The following is an 18562-nucleotide window of genomic DNA, read 5'->3' on the forward strand; positions in this document are numbered from 1 at the left end:
CTCACTCACCTCCCTGGTCCCGCAGCGACGTCGCCGGGTCCGTGCGGCGCAGGGCCAGCGCCGCCGTGACGAGCAGCGGCAGCGCGGCGACCGCGGCCAGCAGTGCTGCCACCCGTTCCGGCGGCAGTTCGACCGACAGGGCCGGTACCGGCCGGGTGGCCTCAGCGGTCAGCACGATCAACGGGAGGACGGCCCGGGTCAGTACGGTGCCCAGGGCGACGCCCACCACCAGGGCCAGGGCCACCAGGACGGCCTGCTCGGCGGCGATCGTCCGGGCCAGTTGCCGGCGCGGGGCGCCCAGCGCGCGCAGCACCGCGAACTCGGCGCCCCGCTCCCGCAGGGATCCGGCGGCGCTCACCGCGAAGCCGACCGCGGCGAGCGCGGCGGCCACCACGGCGGCCGCCGCGAACGCGGCCTCCGGTCCCGCGCCGAACGGATCGTCGCGCAGCCCGGCGGCGATCTCGTCGCGCACCACGACCTGTCCCGGATCGACGTCCGGCAGCGAACGCACCGCGGCGGCCACCGCGGCGGCGTCGCCCGGCGCGGTCCGCAGCCACCACTCGGTGGGCGTGACGCTCTCGCCGTACCGCTCCTGCAACGTCCGGTTCACGGACCGCAGATCGATCAGGAGCGCCCCGCCGTCCTGCTCGCCGGAGCTGTCCGGGTCGGCCGTGGTGGGCAGCGCCCGCACGGACCGTACGATCCGCACCGGCAGGCTCTGGCCGCCGAGCGTCACCTCCACGCGCTGTCCCGCCCGGGCCCCCGCCGAGGCGAGGAACCGGTCGGTCGCGAGGGCGGTGACCTCGGGAGCCGTGGGCTGCGCCACCTGGATCCGGATCGTGGAAGTGGCGATCGTCCAGATGTCCTTGTCGGGGGTGAAGCCGGTGCTGTAGTCGACGGTCAGCGGTGCGGTGGAGGTCACCCGCGGGCGGGACGGGACGGCCGCACCGCTGGTGGCGGCGGTCCCTCCGGTGCTCACCGCGGCCTGCCAGCCGGCCGGCAGGGACACCTGCCGGGACCGCCCGTCGGCGCCGGTGGCGGTCAGTCCGGACAGGGCGAGGTGGTGCTGTTCGGCCTGTCCGGCGGGCTGGACCAGGTCGAGCTGGAGCCCGGTGAGGGTGATCCGGCCGGGGGCCGCGGCGAGGTCGACGGCCAGGGTGTGCGGGCGTCCGTCGGCGGGCAGTGGGCCGAACGGCACCCGGTAGGGGACGCCGTACTGGTCCACGAGGGTCCCCGTCACGTCCATCGTGATACCCGGGCCCGCGGAGCTGCGGACGGTGGCGCCCAGGCGCAGCCGGGTGGTGTGCGCGGGTATCCGGGCGCCGGCGGGCGGGGCCTCGGAGGCCATTTTGGACAGCAGCGGGCGGACCGGCTCGGCCGCGAGGTCCTCGCGCATCAGTACCGTGTCCGCCGCGCGCGCCGTGTCCAGGGCCAGCACGGTCGCCGTCCGGTTCCCGGACAGCGGCTGCTCGGTGCGTACGGCGGGGGCGGCCTCCTTGACGTGCGGGAGGCGGGCGTAGGTCTCGGTGCGGCCGAGCGCGCCGTCCCCGGCGCCGAGGACGCGCACCGGCGCCCCGGCCCGGAAGTCGGCCTGGTCGTCCTGCGAGCGGTTCCAGGAGGCGCCCTGCCCGATCGCCAGCATGCCCAGCGCGATGGCGAGGACCAGCAGCAGCACCGGGCCGGCGCCGCGCATCGGACGGCGGCTGAACTGCCAGCCCGCCAGTGCCGTCGGCAGTCCCCGCCCGGCCACCGCGCGGCGCTCCGCGAGCCGCGCCACCGGTGGCAGCAGCCGCAGCGTCAGCACCGTGCCGGCCAGCAGGGCCAGCGCGGGCGCCGCGACCAGCAGCGGATCGATGCCGAGGCCGCCGGAGGCGTCGGTGCCGACCGCGCCGGAGGTGTGCCGGCTCAACTGCCAGTAGGCCACCCCGGCGACCGCCAGCAGCCCGAGGTCCGCACCGGCCCGCACCGGGCCGGGCAGCGCTCCGCGGCGGGTCGTGGCCGCACCCCGGCCCGGGGACTGCGCGCCGGTCCGGGCGCCGTCACCGCCGTCACCGCCGTTCGTCAGCGCGGGCGCGGTCACCGCGAGCGCGCAGCCCAGTGCCACGCCCGCCGCCACCAGCCACACGCCGGTGCTGCCGCCGGCCGGGACGTCCAGGTGCAGCCCGATCCTGGCCAGCGCGCCCTGCCCGGCGAGCAGCCGGGTGAGCGGGCCGGCCAGCAGCGGCGCACCGACCGCCGCGGGCAGCGCGAGCAGCAGGGCCTCCGCGGCGGCGAGGCCCGCGAGCCGGGCGCGGGAGCCGCCGCGGGCCCGCAGCAGCCGGGTCTCGCCCGCGCGTTCGGTGCTCAGCAGCCGCGCCACGAGGAGCAGCGCGTAACCGGCGAGCAGTACCAGTTGCAGGGCGACGATCAGCAGCGTCGACCGGGAGACGAGCAGGGAGCGGTCGATGCGGTCGAGGGCGGCGGGCAGCGCGGTGCTGGCGACCGTCACACCGGTCAGCCCGTGCGGACCGCGCAGCGCCGCGCTGCCGCCGCGGGCCGCTGTGCGCAGCGCGTCGGTCCGGCCCGTCGTCAGCGCGGTGAAGTCGGCCGTGGCCAGCCAGGCGGACGGCCCGGCGCTCACCGTGGGCCCGGCGAGGACGGCGGGGTCGGCGAGCAGCGGTCCGTACGTCGTGAAGCCGGCCTTCTTGACGCCGCGGCCGAGCAGGTCGTCCAGCTGCCAGTAGGGCGCGGTGGCGGTGACCGGCTGGTAGAACCCGGTGACGCGGACGTGGGCGGCCGGGCCGCCGAGCCGGTCGGTGAGGGTGAGCCGGTCGCCCGCGTGCAGATCGAGGAGCCGGGCCGTGGTGCGGGGCAGGGCCACCTCGGTCTCCCCGGCGGACGACCGCGGGAGCCGCCCGGAGACCAGACGGACCTGCGCGCGGTCCAGCGCCGCGACATAGGTGAGGTCCGGGTCGCCGGAGCGGGCGGCCGGGGGCTGCAGGGAGCGGGGCAGCGCGTACGGACCCGAGCGGACCAGGGTCCGTACCGTGACCGGCAGCCCGTCGAAGGTCCGGCGGGCCGCCTGCCGTACGGTCGCGTCGGCGGCCGTCCGCTGCCGCGCCGGGACGTCGGCCTTGACGACCAGCGCGCTGTCGGCCGCGTTGCGGGGGTCGTTCAGGGAGTGGCGCAGGGCGGCGTTGCCGATCGCGCCGGAGTAGGCGGTGAGGGTCGCCAGCACCGCCGTGGTGAGCAGCACCGTGAGCAGTGCGGCGGCGAGCAGCAGGCGGTGTGCCCGCGCGCGCAGAACGACGAACCCCGTCACTGGCCCCCGCCCCCGTATTGTCCGGAACTTGCAGAACTCCGGCGATGCTGTCAGAGGCTTCCGGCCAGGGTAAGCGTTTGTGAACGGGGCTTGACCGGATTGTGATCGAATTCTGGTGCAGGGTGACCGGAATCCGTACGTCCCACCGGGCGGATCAGCCCGGGGCGTTGACCATCGACGCCGCCGCGTACGTCAGGTAGTCCCACAGCGTGCGCTCGTGCTCCGCGGACAGCTCCAGCTCGTCGACGGCCGTCCGCATGTGTTTCAGCCAGGCGTCGTGCGCCGCCCGGTCCACGGTGAAGGGGACGTGCCGCATCCGCAGCCGGGGATGGCCGCGGTGCTGGCTGTAGGTGGTCGGGCCGCCCCAGTACTGGATGAGGAAGAGGGTCAGCCGCTCCTCGGCGGGGCCCAGGTCCTCCTCCGGGTACATCGGCCGCAGGAGCGGGTCCTCCGCGACCCCCTCGTAGAAACGGTGCACCAGCCGGCGGAAGGTCTCCTCCCCGCCGACCTGCTCGTAGAAGGTCTGCTCCTGAAGCGTGCCGCGCCGAATCTCTTTCACGCCCTCCATGCTCTCAGACCCCGCGACCCAGGACCCCGGACCTAGGACCAGCCGTCCGGAACCTGCCGCCGGGCCTCGCCTCCCGCCGCCCGCCGCCGCACAGTGGACATATGGGCGTGCACGCACCGGGGCGGGGTGACCGGGATCTCGCCGAGCAGGCCGGCTCGGCGCTGGCGGCCCTGGTGCGCGCGATCGACGCGTGCGGGGTCTGGGCCGGCGAGCCGGTGTGGCGGGAGGCGTTCACCGCGGTGCCCCGGCACCTGTTCGTGCCGTACTACTTCGTCGCCGTCCGGGGCGGCTACGAGCGCCGGTGGGGCGAGAGCCCGGACCCGCGCGCCCGCGAGCGCTGGCTGTACGGCATCTACGAGGACGCACCCCTGGCCACCCGGGTGCGCGGCGGGCAACTGATCTCCTCCAGCAGCCAGCCCTCGCTGATGGCGGCGATGCTCGTCGCGCTGCGCGTGGCGGACGGCCACCGGGTGCTGGAGATCGGGGCGGGCACCGGCTACAACGCGGGGCTGCTCGCCCACCGGCTCGGCGACGACGACCTGGTCACCACCATCGATCTGGAACCGGAGATCACCGAGTCGGCCCGGCGGCAGCTGGCCGCCGCCGGACACCACCCGGTCGTGGTCACCGGCGACGGAACGCGCGGCGTGCCCGGCCGCGCCCCCTTCGACCGGATCATCGCGACCTGTGCACTGCCCTCGATCCCGCGCGCCTGGCTCGCCCAGTGCCGCCCCGGCGGGCGGATCCTCACGCCCTTCGCGGACGGTCTGATCGCGTTGACGGTGCGCGACGCCCTGCACGCCGAGGGCCACTTCCTGGCCACCCCCGCCTACTTCGTGCCGCTGCGCGGCGCGGACCGGCCCGCGCCGGAACCGGTGCCGCTGAGCGGGATCCCGCACCGGGACCGCGACAACGAACTGTTCCGGTTCCTGCTGACGCTCGGCCGCGGCAGCCTCGATCCGCAGGAGTCCTTCGCGATGTGGCGGCGCGAGGGCATGCCGGGCCGCGAGCGCTACGGGATCACGGTCCGCGGCGACAGCGCCTGGGCGTGGCTGGACGACCCGGAGGGGCCCTATGTGTGGCCCCTGCCGGGCTGACCGTCAGCCGCGCCGGATCGTGATGGTCGTCCACGCCCCCACGTGCACCCGGTCACCGTCCTGGAGCGGCACCGGCACGAAGGGCTGGATCGGGTCCTCGGAGCCGTTGACCGTGGTCCCGTTCGTCGAGTTCTGGTCGACGACCGCCCAGTTGCCGTCCGGCTGCTGGACCAGGACCGCGTGCTGGTGCGAGACGCCCGGGTCCTCCGGCGGCACCGCCAGGTCGATGTCGGGGGTGTCGCCGGTGGAGTGACGGCGGCGGCCGATGGTGATCTGGTTGCCGGTGAGGGCGCGCTGCTGCTCGGGCGAGTACGCGGGCAGGTTCAGGCCCGCGGCCTCGGGGCCCGAGCGCTGCATCATCGCCAGGAAGTAGTCGCGGTCCGGGCCGATGGTCGCCATCCACGTCGTCGGCTGCTGCGGGGCCTGCGGGAAGCCGGGCCGGGGCGGGGCCTGCGGGGAACCGGTCTGCGGATAGCCGTAACCGGCGCCCGGGCCGGGAGCGCCCGCCCCGGGCGGGGCGGTCGACGACGGCGGTGAGATCACCCAGTCGTCGCCGCCTCCGACCGGCGGACGTCCGGTCTCCTGCGGGAAGCCGGGCGGCGCGGGCGGTGCGGGCTGCGCGAAGCCGTGCGGAGGGCCGGCGGCGGGACCGGTGGGAGCGCCGGGCCCGGTGGGCTGACCCGGGCCGGCCGGGAAGGCGGGACCGGCCGGGAAGGCGGGACCGGACGCGGGGGGCACGGGCGGACCGGAGGGGCCGCCGTAGCCACCGGGACCCTGGCCGGGACCACCCGGGCCCTGACCTGGGCCGAAGCCCGCCGGGCCGCCGGGACCGGGGGTGCCGGGACCGGGGCCGAACGGCGTCGGCCCCGACGGCTCGCTGCCGAACGGCGGGCCCGGCGGGATCGGCTCGGCGGGCCGGTTCATCTGCGACGGGCGGGAGCCCTGGTACTCGTAGGAGTCGCCCGCGCCGAAGGACTGGCCGGGCGGCTGGAAGCGGGGCGGCGGCGCGGGCGGGCGCGGGGCGGCCGGCGTGTACGAGGTGGCCGTGTTGGTGAGGAAGTTCCACCGGCACTCCTCGCAGAACGGCGCCCCGCCCTCGCGGGGCGTGCGGCACTGCGGGCACAGCTCCGGCTCCGCGTCCGGTACGGCGGCGAGGTGCGGACGCCCGGGAGCGCCCGGCGCGGCCGGCGGGAACCCGTACCCGCCGACCGTCGGCGGCGGCGGGGGCGGAGGTACGGCACCGGCCATGCGGTGACCGCAGACCTCGCACCAGTCGTCGGAACCCGACTGGTGTCCGTTCGGGCAGGTCGGCATGTCGGTGCGTCCCCCTCTCTGCCAGGGTTCTCGTGAACTCCTGCTACGTCACTTCTTTACACGGACGGTCTTCGTGGACCGGGTTTCGAGGGTCATCTCGTCGGCCTCCTCGACCCTCGCCTTCAGTCGCACAGTACCCGTCGCCGCGTCGACCACGTCCACCACCTTCGCAAGCAGTTTCGCAGTATCCGCGTTCCCGGAGGTGCCGGCGAGCTGAACGGCCCGGCCCAGTTTCGCCGTTGCACCATCGATATCGCCCGCTTTGCGGAGATCGAGACCCTGTTGGATGACTTGTGCAAGTTCTGCTTGACCGGTGTAGTGCGCGACCTGCGGGTTGATCGAGGTCGACGCGGCCATGTCGTCCGTCCACACCGCCCGTACCAGACCCTGGGCGCCCAAGTTCTGTGCGCTGCCCTCGGGTTGCGGGATGACCAGCGAGACGCGGGCGGCCAGCATCTCCTGGCCGATGGCCGCGGACGGGACCTCGATGCAGAGGTGGTAGTCCCGGGACTCGTCGCCCCAGGAGCCGGTGGGGTAGTCCCCGGCGCGCGGGCCCGCCTCGGTGCGGCGGTCGGTCAACTCCCCGACCGTCGGGGCAACTTGCTTGACGAAGCGGATGGCCGTACCCACCGGTGTCCACACCCTCAGGGCGACGTCCGCGACCTCCTTGCCCATCGCCGTCTCCATCATCCGCGTGAAGTCGGCGCCGAGCCCCGCCGGATCGGCGACGATGTCCGCGCTGCCGAGCAGCGCCGAGGCGACCGCTGTGACTTCTTTCACTTCCCAATCCGTGCCGACACCCCGTGCGTCACAGGTGAAACGTCCGGCACAGGAGTCGAGGGCGGCCGTCAGGTCCTGCGGCGTCTCGTGCTCGTTGCGGCCGTCCGTGAGCAGGATGCCGTGCCGGATGGCGACGTCCGCCGTGGACAGCAGCCGGTCGGCGAGCCGCAGCCAGGTGCCGATGGCCGTGCCGCCGCCCGCGCTCAGCCGGCGCAGCGCCTGCTTGGCCAGGTCGCGGGTGGTGGCGTCGGCGACGGCGAGCCGGCCGCCGCCCGGGTAGACCTCCTTGGCGACATGGGTGCCGCCGATCACCGCGAAGTGCACTCCGTCGCGCAGGGCGTCGATCGCGGCAGCCGTGGCGTCGCGGGCGTTGCGCATCTTGGTCGGCGGGTAGTCCATCGAGCCCGAGCAGTCGACCATCAGGGCCACCGCGGCGGACGGCCCCTGCCCGGGCGAGTACAGGTGCGGCGCCGAGACCGCGCTTCCGACGGTGCCGCCGCCGGTCGCCGTCACGGTGACGATCGCGTTCACCTCGCGGCCGTCCTGCGGCAGGTACTCGTTCTGGTACACGTCGACCGAGAACTGCGGCACGTTGGACTTCGAGAAGTTGGCCATGCCTACTCTGCTCCCCCTGTTCCCCCTGGTCCCACGGGCATCGTGGGCGGCTGCTCAAGTGCTGCGGACCGTCCCCGTGGCCCGCCGGGGCCTCCCCGTGCCGTGCGGCCCCTCAGGCCGATCCTGCCCCCTGAGGCGGGGCCGGGAACGGCAGCACGGCCACTGTTACGTTGTCGTGGCCCCCTCCGTCCAGGGCGTGGCCGACCAGGACGCGCGCGGTGTGCAGGGGGCGCACGGCGGCGTCCGGGGGCGTGGCCTCGGACATCTCCTCTGCCGTCTCCGCGTAGTTCCACAGGCCGTCCGTGCACACCAGGACCACGCCCGGGCGGTCGGGTTTGAAGGCGGCGGTGTGCGGCTCCAGTTCGTAGGCGTCCGCGCCGAGCCAGCCGGTGATCGCGTGAGCGCGCTCGTCGGCGTACGCCTCCGCCTCGTTCATCAGGCCCGCCGCGACCATCTGCGCGGCCCACGAGTCGTCCTCGGTGAGCCGGGCGGGCGGCGCGGTGCGGTCCACCGGCACCCAGTAGACGCGGCTGTCGCCGACCCAGCCGACGACCAGCAGCCCCGGGGTGACCACCGCGCCGACGATGGTGCAGGCCGGGGCGTTCTGGTGCGGGCTGTGCTCGCGGGCGCTCACCGGCTCGTCCGCCAGCGCGTTGACGGCGTGCGAGGCGGCGACGATCGCGTCGTGCATGGCCTGCTGCGGATGCGTGCCGCGCGGCAGGGCGGCCAGCAGCGTCTCACCGGCCGCCTGCGAGGCGGCGAGCGAGGCCTCGTCGGGCCGGGTCGCCGAGGACACGCCGTCGCAGACGACCGCGACCATCGTGGGCGTGCCGTCGGGCAGCGCGGTGTGGCCGACGCAGAAGGCGTCCTCGTTGCGGTGATGGCGCAGCCCGCGGTCGCTGACCGCGGCGACCGGCCCCGACTCCCGCTCCATGTGATCGCGTTCGCGCGGCTGGGCGTGCCCGCAGTTCTCGCAGTAGCCGTCGTCGTCGACCCGGCCCGCCCGGCAGGCCACGCACACCTGCGCGCCCTCCGCGGGCGCGACGGATCCGGCGGGCGCGACGGGTCCCGCGTACCCGGCGGACTCCGCGGACTCCGCGGCCACCCGCGGATCGGGTGCCTGGAGCGGATACTCCTCGGGCTCCCGCGGCCGGTCGAACCGCACTCCCGGCGCCGGGCATTCATCGGCCGCTGCCTGCTCCGGTGCCGGCAGCGGGGAACCGCCCGAGTCGGTGCCCGGGAGGTCCGTCGGCAGATGCACCGCCGCGGGCTGGCCGGAGCTGTCCGTTCCGGGGGCGAGGGGCCAGGCCACGCCGTCGCCCGCGGCGGTCTGGCCCGAGCCGCTCATGGTGAGCGTCGGGTGGTCCTGCGGCGGGGCGGGCACCGCCGAAAGGTCATAGCCGCACGCACCGCAGAAACGGTCGGTCGGCTCATACGGCTCCGCGCAGCTCGGGCACTTCGACGGTGCGGCCTGCTGGGGCATCTGCGACATCAACTACACCCACGTCCGGGGGCGGTAACGGTTGGCCCGTTCCACCAGGTCGATCCTCTCCTCGCCGCCGGGCGCGAGCCGGGCCAGCGTGCGGTACGAGCGCTCCAGACCGAAGCGGAGGCCCCGCTCGTCCAGGCCGCTGCCGAGCAGCACCCGCCCGCCGGCGGCGGACCGGGCGGCACCCTGGCCCCCGGAGAGTATCCAGTCCAGCGCACAGCCGAGTACCTCCGCCGACAACTGCTCGCGGCGTGCCGGGTCCAGACCGTAGGCGTCCAGGGCCTCCACCTGGCCCGCCGCGGCGGTGAGGTCCGTCATCAAGGCTACGTCCCCGGCGGTCGCGGTGCGTCGCCGCAGCCGGGCCCGGACGGCCGCCACGCGCGCCGCCGTGTAGTGGATGGACGACTCCGGCACCGACTCCAGCGTGCGCACCGCGTCGCTGCGGTCCCCGGCCGCGAGCTGGACGCGGGCCAGGCCGAACGCGGCGCTCACATAGCTCGGATCGGTCGACCACACCAGGCGGTAGTACTCGGCGGCGTTGTCCAGCTGGCCGAGCACCTCGGCGCACAGGCCGAGTGCCAGCTTGGGCGCGGCCTCGCCCGGGAAGGCGTCGTACACCGCGTCGAAGGCCAGCGCGGCGCCCTCGAAGTCGCCGGTGACCAGCGCGGCCATGCCGCGATACCACACCACCCGCCAGTCGTCGGGCCGTTCGTCCGTCAGCTCGGCCAGCGTCGCCAGCGCCGCCGTACGGTCGCCGTTCTCCAGCAGGGCGCGGATCTGCCGCAGCCGGGTCTCCGTGCTCTGCTGCGGCGCCGCGGCCAGCGCGCTGATCAGCTCGCCCGGCGCGGAGGCCAGCAGACCGGCCAGGAACCCGGCGTTGGGGTCGCCCGGGTCGACGCGCGGCACGGGCAGTGCCAGGGCGGCGGCGGGGGTGGCGACGGGGCGGACGATGCCGGAGGTGCCGTCGAGGGCAGTGCTGCTGGTGTTGCCGATGTTGCCGGTGGGAACGAGGTGACCACCGGTGCCGGTGCCGTTCGCGCCGCCGATGCTGCCGGCGCTGCCGTTCGTGGCGCCCGTGCCGCCCGCGCGTGAGGCGACACCTGTAAGACTCCGGGCTGAAGCGGCGCCCGCGCCCCCAGCTGCGCCTGTGACGCCCGTGACCCCTGTGACCCCTGTGACGCCGGCGCCCGCACCGGTGCCGAGAGTCGCCGGAGCCCCCGCCGCCGGGAGGGCCCCCGCGGTGGCCGGGAGGGGCGTCGGCCTACCGCCCGCGCTCCTGCGGCCCCGCCACCCGGCCGGCACCGCACGTGCGCCCAGCCGCGACACGTCCCCGGTCAGCTTCGGGAACAACTCGGTGTCCGTGACCTTCGGTTCGGGTCCGAACAACGTCGACAACGCGGGCCGCGCCCGGCCCGTCTGCAAGGACACCACCTCGCGCAGCACGCCCGTCAGCTGCTCGGCCATCTCCTGCGCGGAGGCGAACCGGCGGGCCGGGTCCGGGTCGGTGGCGCGCACCAGCAGCCGGTAGAAGGACTCGTACCGCCGGAAGACGTCGATGTGGTCGGGATCGGGCAGGGAGTCCGCGAAGACGTTCGTGTAGCCCTGGAAGTCGAAGGTCAGAACGGCCAGCGTACGGCCGACCGTGTACAGGTCGGAGGCGACCGAGGGGCCGGCCTCGGCGACCTCCGGGGCCTGGTAGCCGACCGTGCCGTAGATGGCCGACTCGTCGTCGTCCATCCGGCGCACCGCGCCCATGTCGATCAGCTTGAGCTGGTCCTCGGTCTGTATGGCGTTGTCGACCTTGAAGTCGCAGTACAGCAGGTTGCGGCTGTGCAGATGGCCGAGCGCCTCCAGGGCCTCGATGCCGTAGGCGCACGCCTGCTCCACCGGCAGCGGATCCCGTCTGCCCTCCGGTGTGCGGCGCGCGTTGGCGATCTCCTTCAGCGACTTGCCGCCGACGTACTCCATGACGATGTAGCCGTCGAGGGAGCCGGTGCGCTGGTCGAGGTGTTCCACGAAGTTGTAGATCCGCACGATGTTGGCGTGCTCGATCTCCGCCAGGAAGCGCCGCTCGGAGATCGCCGCCTCCATCGCGTCCTGGTCGCCCGTGTCGAGCAGGCCCTTGAGGACCACCCAGCGGTCGGAGACCGCACGGTCCACCGCCAGATAGACCCAGCCCAGACCGCCGTGCGCCAGACAGCCCACGACCTGGTACTGGCCGTGCACCACCTCGCCCGTGCGCAGCTTGGGCACGAACGAGTACGGATGACCGCACTTGGTGCAGAATCCCTCCGTGCGGCCCGGCCGCTCGCCGCGCGCCCGGCCCACCGGCGCCCCGCAGTCCGCCCGCGAGCAGAACCGCTTGCGCTCGGGCACCTCGGGGTTCTCCAGCACCATCACGCGCGGATCGGGCCGCGGCACCTGCGGCACCGCGACCAGCCCGGCGCCCAGCCTGCCGTGCCCCGACGCCCCGGCGCCGGAACCGGAGCTGCGCACCGACACCGAGCGGCCGGCCGACCGGCCCGACAGCGCGCGTGAGAGCCGTCCCGAAACCGAGCGCCGCGATTTCGACGACTGCGACGACTGCGACGACGTACGCGAACTGTGTCCGCCGGAACCAGACGAACCAGAAGAACTAGATGAACCAGATGAACCGGCATGGCCCGCGGTGGCCGGGTCACGGTGCTCGCGGGTGATCCCGGTGGGCGGCGAGCCGACCGTCCCGGACGCCGAGACGACCGGCGCCAGACCGCAGGTGTCGCAGTACAGCTCGCCGTCGCCCACGTCCTCGTACGTGCCCTCGCAGGACGGTCGCTGGCATGCCTGCCCCGGCTGACTCATGGCCGGACACTCCCCCCTCGGTCGTGCGGACCGCCCTGCTCCGGCACCCGGGGCACGGCGAGTTGTTCGGCGGCGGCCCGCTGGTAGCGCAGCACCGCGTCCTCGGCGACGCGCAGGTCGCAGGGCGCGCTCCACAGCATGCGCCGCGCCGCGTCGTACCGCTCGACCAGCAGCGGGTCCTCGGCCAGCCCGTGCCGGGCGACCTTCGCCTTGTACGCGTCGAGCCGGCCGCGCAGCTCCGCGCGGACCGCCAGCGGCGCGGTGACCGCGGTGAGCGAGTCGCGGGCGCGCAGCAGTTCGTCCTCCGCCTTCTGCTCCAGCGACTCAAGGAGCGGGGACAGCCGGTGCCACTGGGCCTGCCTGCGGTACTCGGCGGCCGTCACCAGTTGCTCCTGGAGCACGGTCGGCGGGCCGCTGACCACCGGCACCTCCGACGCGGCGATCTTCGCGAGGACCTCGCCGCGCGCGGTGCGGGCCTCGGCGAGCGTGCGGTCCGCGCGGGAGAGCACGTCGCGCAGCTTGATCAGCCGCGCCTCGGCGTCCTGGCGCACCGTCAGCACGGCGTCGATCTCGCGGCGCACGTCCTCCAGGGCGCGCGCCTCCCGGTCGTACACCGTGGTGTCCGGCCGGCCGCCGCCCGGCGCCGAACTGCCCGGCGCCGAGGCCCAGTAGGCCAGCGGGTCGGAGACGACCTCCTCGCGCAGCCGGGTCAGCGTGCGGGTGATGCGCTCCAGATCGTCGCCCGCCGGGTGTTCGCCCGGGCGCACGCCGACCGAGTGCGCCAGTTTGCGGGTGCGCTGGAGTTCCGCGGACAGCAGGTCGATGCGGGCGGGCAGCGCCGACCAGACGGCGTCCGCGGCGACGACCATGTCCAGCGAGGACGCGTACAGCTCGTTCATCCGGTCCACGAGACCGGCCAGGGTGAAGCTCTGGCTGAGCCGGCCGGGCTTCGCCAGGGCCGGCGCGTGCCCGGCCGCCGCGGCGCTGCCCGCCATCGTGACGGCCTCGCCGCGCAGCAGCCCGGTCAGCTCCACCAGGTCCTCGCGGCTGGACCAGCGCCGCCGGGCGCGGATCTCCCGGGCGGTGCGCAGGGTGGCCGTGTACGCGTCGAAGTAGGCCCACAGCAGCGTGATCGACGCCTCCGCGGCCGTCCAGCGGTCCCTGGTCGTGCCGGTCAGTTCGGCGCCTTCGAGGAGTCTGCGGCCCGCGTGGTCCTGGAGGGCGAGCAGCGAGGTCTCGATCGCCTCGTGCTCCGCGCCCAGCCGCGCCAGCGCACGGTCCACCTCGTCCCGGTCCAGTACCGGCCCGGTGGGGTCCGCGACGCCCATCGATCACCTCTCGCTGCTGTGTGGTCCTGATCTCTGTTCGGGAGTGTTCGGTCGAAGATCTGCCCAAAGATCACCCGCCCGATGCTCGGCCCGGTCAGCTTCTGCGCAGGTACTCGGGTGCCGGTGGCTTCGACGGCGCCGAGTCCGATCCCAGTGTCGCCGACAGCCAGGCGTCGTACGCCTTCTGCCAGCCGTCCGCACGGAAGTCCCGCAGGACCTGATTGACCCGGCGTACCAGATCGTCGGCGTCGTGCTTCATCGCCACGCCGTAGTACTCGGTGGTGAACGGGGCGCCCTTCAGCTCGACCGTGGGGTCCTGGGCGGCCTGGCTCGCGGCGAGCGCGCCGTCGGTGATCACGGCGTCCACGTCGCCGAGTTGGAGCCGCACCAGGCAGTCGAGCTGGTTGGGCACGGTGACGGAGGTGTCCACGGACGACGGCAGCCGGCCCCCCTCCGTGTCCGCCTTCAGCTTGGTGTACGCCGTCGAACCGGCCGCCGTGCAGATCCGCCGGCGCGCCAGCGAGTCGTCGTACCCGGTGATCGACGACGACTTCTGCGCCAGCACCTGCTGGCCGGTCTTGAAGTACGGGGCCGAGAAGGCGACTTCGGCGAGCCGGTCGCAGGCGATGGTCATGGTGCGCACGACCATGTCGACGTCCCCGTCCTGGACCGCTTCGATGCGCTTGTTGGTCGGGATGGCCTTGAACTGGACCGCGTCCGGGTCGCCGAGGATGTCCTCCGCGATCCGGTGGGCCAGGTCGATGTCGAAGCCCTCCAGCTCGGCGTTCTCGGCGTTCGGGTTGCGGTAGCCCCAGCGGTAGCTGTTCTGGTCGACGCCGACGATCAGCTTCCGCTTGTCGCCCCGGCGGGCCTTGATGGCGTCGATGGTGGGGCCGTCCGCGCCGGACGGCCCCAGCGTCTGCTTCTCCGGGGCCCTGCAGGCGTCGTCCTGCGCCTGGCGGCCCGCGGCGACCGGACCGGTGCCGCTGCCCGGCACTTCGTCCGGTGTGCCGGCCGACCGGGCGAGCGGCAGCAGGAGCACGGCGGCCAGCGCCAGCGCACAGCCGGTCGCCATCGCGCCGACTCCGCCCCAGCCCCGCAGAGCGGCCGGACGACCGCGGTCATCGCGTGCGTTCATCCTCGTGCCCCCTCTCACCGGTACTCCGAGAGCCGGCGCCCGATGCCGAGCACCGCGCCCGCCGCGCCCAGGACGGCGAGGACCGCGGCGCCCTCGGCCAGCCCGGTCAGCGCGTCCAGGCCGCCGCTCGCCGCCCGCTCGAATTCGATCTGCTCGTGCTCAAGCGCCGTTCTCAGGTTGTCGTCCACGGTGTCGAAGTACTCACCGGTCGAGTTCTCGGCGCCGATCACCTGGTCCAGGGCCTGCTGGTAGTTGCCGTTCTCGTCCTCGGCGCGGGCCGAGGCGTGGCGCCGCTGCCACACCGTCACGTTGTCCTTGGCCGCGGCGACCGGCTCGGTGCCCTTGGCGTCGTCGGCCAGCTTCCGCGCCTCGGCCAGGTCCCGGTCGAGGGCGGCCATGTCCTGGTCGAAGGCGTAGTAGTACTTGTCGACGGTCTGCTTGCCGACCTTCACGGTGTCGGCGCCGCGCGCCACCAGGCTCAGGTTCTCGTTGCCGCGGGCCTTCAGGGAGGCTATGCGGGCGTCGTGCAGGACGGTCAGGGACCGTACGCCGTGGTCGTTGGAGTCGTTGAGTCCGGCGCGGGCCACGGAGTGTGCGACGACCAGCCAGAGCAGGACGATGACGGCGGTGCCGGTGGCGGTCACCAGGCCGTGGTTGAGGACACGGTGGGTGCGCAGGTAGGTACGGCGCTGGGCCCAGCCGAGCGCACCCAGGGCGAGGACGCCGAGGGCGATCGCCGCCCACGGGTAGGCCGTCGCGTCCCCGTAGTCGTCGTTCAGCCGGGTGTTCTCCGTCCGGTACAGCTTCTCGGCCGCGGGCAGCATGTCGTCCTGCATCCTGCTGTTGGCCAGCCGCAGATAGGCGCCGCCCACCGGGTAGCCCAGCCGGTTGTAGACGCGTGCCCGCTCCACCAGGCCCTTGTACTCCGTCAGCAGCTTGCTGAGTTCGTCGATGACCGCCGTGGCGGGGGAGCCCGGCTGCGAGTTCGCGGCGGCCGTGACGAGTTTCCCGGACGCCTTGCGGATGCCCTTCTCGTACCGGTCGCGGGCGGCGCTGGTCTCCTGGCCGCCCGCCAGGAAGGCGCTGGAGGCCGCCGTGTTGGCGTCGGCGAGCGAGCTGTAGATGTCGGCGGCGTCCGAACTGAGCGGCTGGCTGCGGTACCGCACGTCGTGCGCGGCGGCCTCGCGGTCGGCCATCTGCCAGGTGGTGACCGCGCCGAACGCGACCACCAGCAGCGCGAGGACGGCGCCGATGACGCGCAGCCGGCCCGGTTCGGTTCGCGCGCCGGCGCGCAGGTCGGCCACGCCCGAGGCGAGGACGGTGCGCCAGGCCGGTGCGGACGGGTCGACGAGCGGTGCGGGGGGCGCCGGCTGCGGCGGAACGGCGGGCATGGCGGGCAGGCTTCGGCCCGGCACCGGGCCCGGTGGCCCCGCGCTGCTCTGCGGCGGGTGTGTCACTCCGACCTCCCCCAGGGTCTTCCGTCGTCACCCAGTATCGCCGCCGGGACCGACATCCGCACCGGCCTTCACTGGATCTTGATCGGATCCCATCGGTTGCCTCCGGCGAAGGTGCCGGGTCCTTCATCACCCCTTGCCCGTGAACACGCGCCGGGAATCTGTTCGGTTCCCCCACCGCAACCGGCTCCCGGACCCGGGCCGCAACCCGCCCCGGGACGCGGTCCGCAGCCATGCTCCGTACCCGGCCCCACCGCCCTCGCCCGCGCCTCCCGCCTCTCACCTCCCGCCTCTTGAGTCCTGCCTCTCGCCCCCCGCTCCCACCGTTCCTGTGGTCTCGCTGAGGGCGGGTCAGGACTCCCAGTGGGAGCGTGCGCGCAGGTGGGCGAGCGGATCCGCGCCCACCCGGTCCAGCCCCAGCAGCACCGCGCCCAGCACCGGACGGGCCGTCACCACCCGGGTCACCGCCTTCGGCGCGCGGACCGCGAGCAAGGCCCGTACGCCGTCGTCGAGCTGGGCGTGCCCCGCGGTGAGGACGCCGCCGCCGAGCAGCACCGGCACCTCCTCGTCCAGCAGGCCGAGCCGGGACAGGGCCACCGTCGCCATGGTCACCACCTCGTCGGCCAGCCGGTCGACGACCGAGCGGGCGACCGCGTCGCCCTCCGCCGCCGTCGCGAACAGCACCGGTGTCAGCTCGTGCCGCCGGCCGTACTCGACGTGTTCCAGGTGCAGGGCCTCGATCAGGGCGTACATGGAGTCCAGGCCGAAGTACGCGGGCAGGGTCCGGGCCAGCCGGGTCGCCGCGCCGCGCCCGTCCTCCGCGCGGGCCGCGTACCACAGGGCCTCCTCGGCGAGCCCCCAGCCGCCGCCCCAGTCACCGGAGATCCGGCCGATCGCCGGGAAGCGGGCGGTGCGGCCGTCGGGGTGCATGCCGACGCAGTTGATGCCCGCGCCGCAGACCACCGCGACGCCGCGCGGCTCGGCCACACCCGCCCGCAGGATCGCGAAGGTGTCGTTGCGCACCTCCACCGTGCCGCCCCACGCGCGCGCGTGCAGCGCGGCGGCCAACTGCTCCTCCTCCACGGGCAGATCGGCGTTGGCCAGGCATGCGGAGACGTGCGCGACGGCAGTGACGCCCGCGGCGGCGTACGCCCGTACGACCGCGTCGGCCACCTCGTCGACCGCCGTGGTGACGCCCACCGCGGGCGGCCGGAAGCCGCCGCCGCGGGCGGTGGCGAGGACGGTACCGTCCGCGGCCACCACCGCGACGTCGGTCTTGCTGTTGCCCGCGTCGATGGCGAGGACACTTGCGGTCAGGCCCACGCGAGGTGCTCCCGGTTGTGCGCGATCAGTCGGTCGGTGAGCTGTTCGGCGTACTCGTACTGGCCGATCAGGGGGTGTGACAGGAGCGCGCGGAACACCCGGTCCCGGCCGCCGCGCAGCGCCGCCTCCAGAGCCAGGTCCTCGTACACCGTCACGTTCGCCACCAGCCCCGCGTACAGCGGGTCCAGCGGCGGCACCGGCAGCGGTGCCGCGCCCTGCGGGCCGACCGCCGCCTGCACCTCGATCACGGCGTCGTCCGGCAGGAACGGCAGCGTGCCCTGGTTGAAGGTGTTCACCACCTGGTACGGGCTGCCGCCCGCCGGCAGCTCGCCGCCGCCCGCGGACGAGGAGCCCGCGGATCCGCCGGAACGACCGCCGAGGAGGGCCGCCGCCAGGTCCACCGCGGCCTCCGAGTAGTACGCGCCGCCCCGCTTGGCGAGCAGCTCCGGCTTCTCGTCCAGGGCCGGGTCGCCGTACATCTGGAGCAACTGCCGTTCCATCTCGGCGACCTGCGCCGCCCGGGACGGCTTGGTGCGCAGTTCGCGCACCACCTCGTCGTGCGCGTAGAAGTACCGCAGGTAGTACGACGGGACCACACCGAGCCGGTCCAGCAGGGGCCGGGGCAGGTGCAGATCGCCCGCGATGGCGTCGCCGTGCAGGCCGAGCAGCTTCGGCAGCACGTTCTCGCCCTCGGGGCCGCCGAGGCGTACGGCCGTCTCCCAGGTGAGGTGGTTGAGGCCCACGTGGTCGAGGTGGACGTCCTGCGGGGCCACGTCGAGCAGCGCGGCGAACTTCCGCTGGAAGCCGATCGCCACGTTGCACAGCCCGACCGCCCGGTGCCCGGCCTTCAGCAGGGCGCGGGTGACGATGCCGACCGGGTTGGTGAAGTCGATGATCCAGGCGTCCGGGTTGGCACGGCGGACCCGTTCGGCGATGTCGAGGACCACCGGCACCGTGCGCAGCGCCTTGGCGAGGCCGCCCGCGCCGGTGGTCTCCTGGCCGATGCAGCCGCACTCCAGTGGCCAGGTCTCGTCCTGCTGCCGGGCGGCCTGGCCGCCCACGCGCAACTGGAGCAGGACCGCGTCGGCGCCCTCGACGCCCGCGTCCAGATCGGCGGTGGTGACGATCCGGCCGGGGTGCTGCTGCTTGGCGAAGATGCGCCGGGCGAGGCCGCCGACCAGCTCCAGGCGTTCGGTGGCGGGATCCACCAGGACCAGTTCCTCGACGGGCAGGGTGTCCCTGAGCCGCGCGAATCCGTCGATGAGTTCGGGCGTGTAGGTCGAGCCTCCGCCGACCACGGTGAGTTTCATGGGA

The 18562-nt window shown here is 74.4% G+C and carries 12 protein-coding genes; 1 reads left to right on the plus strand and 11 read right to left on the minus strand.

Translation table 11 applies throughout. The features are described 5' to 3' along the window. Position 1: 1 nt before the first annotated feature. Both ACFYPJ_RS01820 and ACFYPJ_RS01825 read right to left on the minus strand, forming a co-directional pair. A complete protein-coding gene (locus tag ACFYPJ_RS01820) occupies positions 2-3301 on the minus strand; it encodes an FtsX-like permease family protein (protein ID WP_389008870.1) in 3300 nt (1099 codons plus the stop codon). 154 nt (positions 3302-3455) lie between these two features. Beyond that, positions 3456-3869 (minus strand): globin, encoded by a 414-nt coding sequence (locus ACFYPJ_RS01825; RefSeq protein WP_389008873.1) that lies wholly within the window; start codon positions 3867-3869, stop codon positions 3456-3458. 101 nt (positions 3870-3970) lie between these two features. Here ACFYPJ_RS01825 and ACFYPJ_RS01830 point away from each other — a divergent pair, with 101 nt between their 5' ends. Beyond that, positions 3971-4966 (plus strand): methyltransferase domain-containing protein, encoded by a 996-nt coding sequence (locus ACFYPJ_RS01830; protein WP_389008876.1) that lies wholly within the window; start codon positions 3971-3973, stop codon positions 4964-4966. Between the two features lie 3 nt (positions 4967-4969). On the opposite strand, the gene ACFYPJ_RS01835 is transcribed toward ACFYPJ_RS01830, so the two are convergent. From ACFYPJ_RS01835 to ACFYPJ_RS01875, 9 genes are all read right to left on the minus strand, one after another. Next, a complete protein-coding gene (locus tag ACFYPJ_RS01835) occupies positions 4970-6280 on the minus strand; it encodes an FHA domain-containing protein (protein ID WP_389008879.1) in 1311 nt (436 codons plus the stop codon). Positions 6281-6328: 48 nt separating this feature from the next. Further along, positions 6329-7675, minus strand: a complete 1347-nt coding sequence (locus ACFYPJ_RS01840) for a VWA domain-containing protein (protein WP_389008882.1) — start codon at positions 7673-7675, stop codon at positions 6329-6331. Between the two features lie 112 nt (positions 7676-7787). After that, a complete protein-coding gene (locus ACFYPJ_RS01845; RefSeq protein WP_389008885.1) occupies positions 7788-9167 on the minus strand; it encodes a PP2C family serine/threonine-protein phosphatase in 1380 nt (459 codons plus the stop codon). A 3-nt stretch (positions 9168-9170) separates the two neighbouring features. Further along, positions 9171-12005 (minus strand): tetratricopeptide repeat protein, encoded by a 2835-nt coding sequence (locus ACFYPJ_RS01850; protein WP_389008887.1) that lies wholly within the window; start codon positions 12003-12005, stop codon positions 9171-9173. Continuing rightward, complete coding sequence (locus ACFYPJ_RS01855) at positions 12002-13333, minus strand: hypothetical protein (RefSeq protein ID WP_389008890.1); 1332 nt, start codon at positions 13331-13333, stop codon at positions 12002-12004. The genes ACFYPJ_RS01850 and ACFYPJ_RS01855 overlap by 4 nt, the downstream gene beginning before the upstream one ends. A 94-nt stretch (positions 13334-13427) precedes the next feature. Then, positions 13428-14471, minus strand: a complete 1044-nt coding sequence (locus ACFYPJ_RS01860; protein ID WP_389008892.1) for a glutamate ABC transporter substrate-binding protein — start codon at positions 14469-14471, stop codon at positions 13428-13430. 14 nt (positions 14472-14485) lie between these two features. Next, positions 14486-15862 carry a hypothetical protein gene (locus ACFYPJ_RS01865; protein ID WP_389008895.1) on the minus strand — a complete coding sequence of 459 codons (1377 nt, stop codon included), beginning with the start codon at positions 15860-15862 and terminating at the stop codon, positions 14486-14488. 414 nt (positions 15863-16276) lie between these two features. Beyond that, positions 16277-17248 carry an N-acetylglucosamine kinase gene (locus ACFYPJ_RS01870; RefSeq protein WP_389008898.1) on the minus strand — a complete coding sequence of 324 codons (972 nt, stop codon included), beginning with the start codon at positions 17246-17248 and terminating at the stop codon, positions 16277-16279. Continuing rightward, a complete protein-coding gene (locus ACFYPJ_RS01875; protein WP_389008901.1) occupies positions 17239-18558 on the minus strand; it encodes a 6-phospho-beta-glucosidase in 1320 nt (439 codons plus the stop codon). The genes ACFYPJ_RS01870 and ACFYPJ_RS01875 overlap by 10 nt, the downstream gene beginning before the upstream one ends. Positions 18559-18562: the final 4 nt, after the last annotated feature.

This window comes from Streptomyces sp. NPDC006012, assembly GCF_042871185.1.
GTDB lineage: Bacteria > Actinomycetota > Actinomycetes > Streptomycetales > Streptomycetaceae > Streptomyces.

Excerpts from the sequence above, each read along its gene's own strand:
- ACFYPJ_RS01835 (WP_389008879.1), bottom strand. The coding sequence starts at position 6,280 with ATGCCGACCTGCCCGAACGGACACCAGTCGGGTTCCGACGACTGGTGC.
- ACFYPJ_RS01850 (WP_389008887.1), bottom strand. The coding sequence starts at position 12,005 with ATGAGTCAGCCGGGGCAGGCATGCCAGCGACCGTCCTGCGAGGGCACG.
- ACFYPJ_RS01875 (WP_389008901.1), bottom strand. The coding sequence starts at position 18,558 with ATGAAACTCACCGTGGTCGGCGGAGGCTCGACCTACACGCCCGAACTC.
- ACFYPJ_RS01825 (WP_389008873.1), bottom strand. The coding sequence starts at position 3,869 with ATGGAGGGCGTGAAAGAGATTCGGCGCGGCACGCTTCAGGAGCAGACC.
- ACFYPJ_RS01855 (WP_389008890.1), bottom strand. The coding sequence starts at position 13,333 with ATGGGCGTCGCGGACCCCACCGGGCCGGTACTGGACCGGGACGAGGTG.
- ACFYPJ_RS01865 (WP_389008895.1), bottom strand. The coding sequence starts at position 15,862 with ATGCCCGCCGTTCCGCCGCAGCCGGCGCCCCCCGCACCGCTCGTCGAC.
- ACFYPJ_RS01845 (WP_389008885.1), bottom strand. The coding sequence starts at position 9,167 with ATGTCGCAGATGCCCCAGCAGGCCGCACCGTCGAAGTGCCCGAGCTGC.
- ACFYPJ_RS01830 (WP_389008876.1), top strand. The coding sequence starts at position 3,971 with ATGGGCGTGCACGCACCGGGGCGGGGTGACCGGGATCTCGCCGAGCAG.
- ACFYPJ_RS01860 (WP_389008892.1), bottom strand. The coding sequence starts at position 14,471 with ATGAACGCACGCGATGACCGCGGTCGTCCGGCCGCTCTGCGGGGCTGG.
- ACFYPJ_RS01840 (WP_389008882.1), bottom strand. The coding sequence starts at position 7,675 with ATGGCCAACTTCTCGAAGTCCAACGTGCCGCAGTTCTCGGTCGACGTG.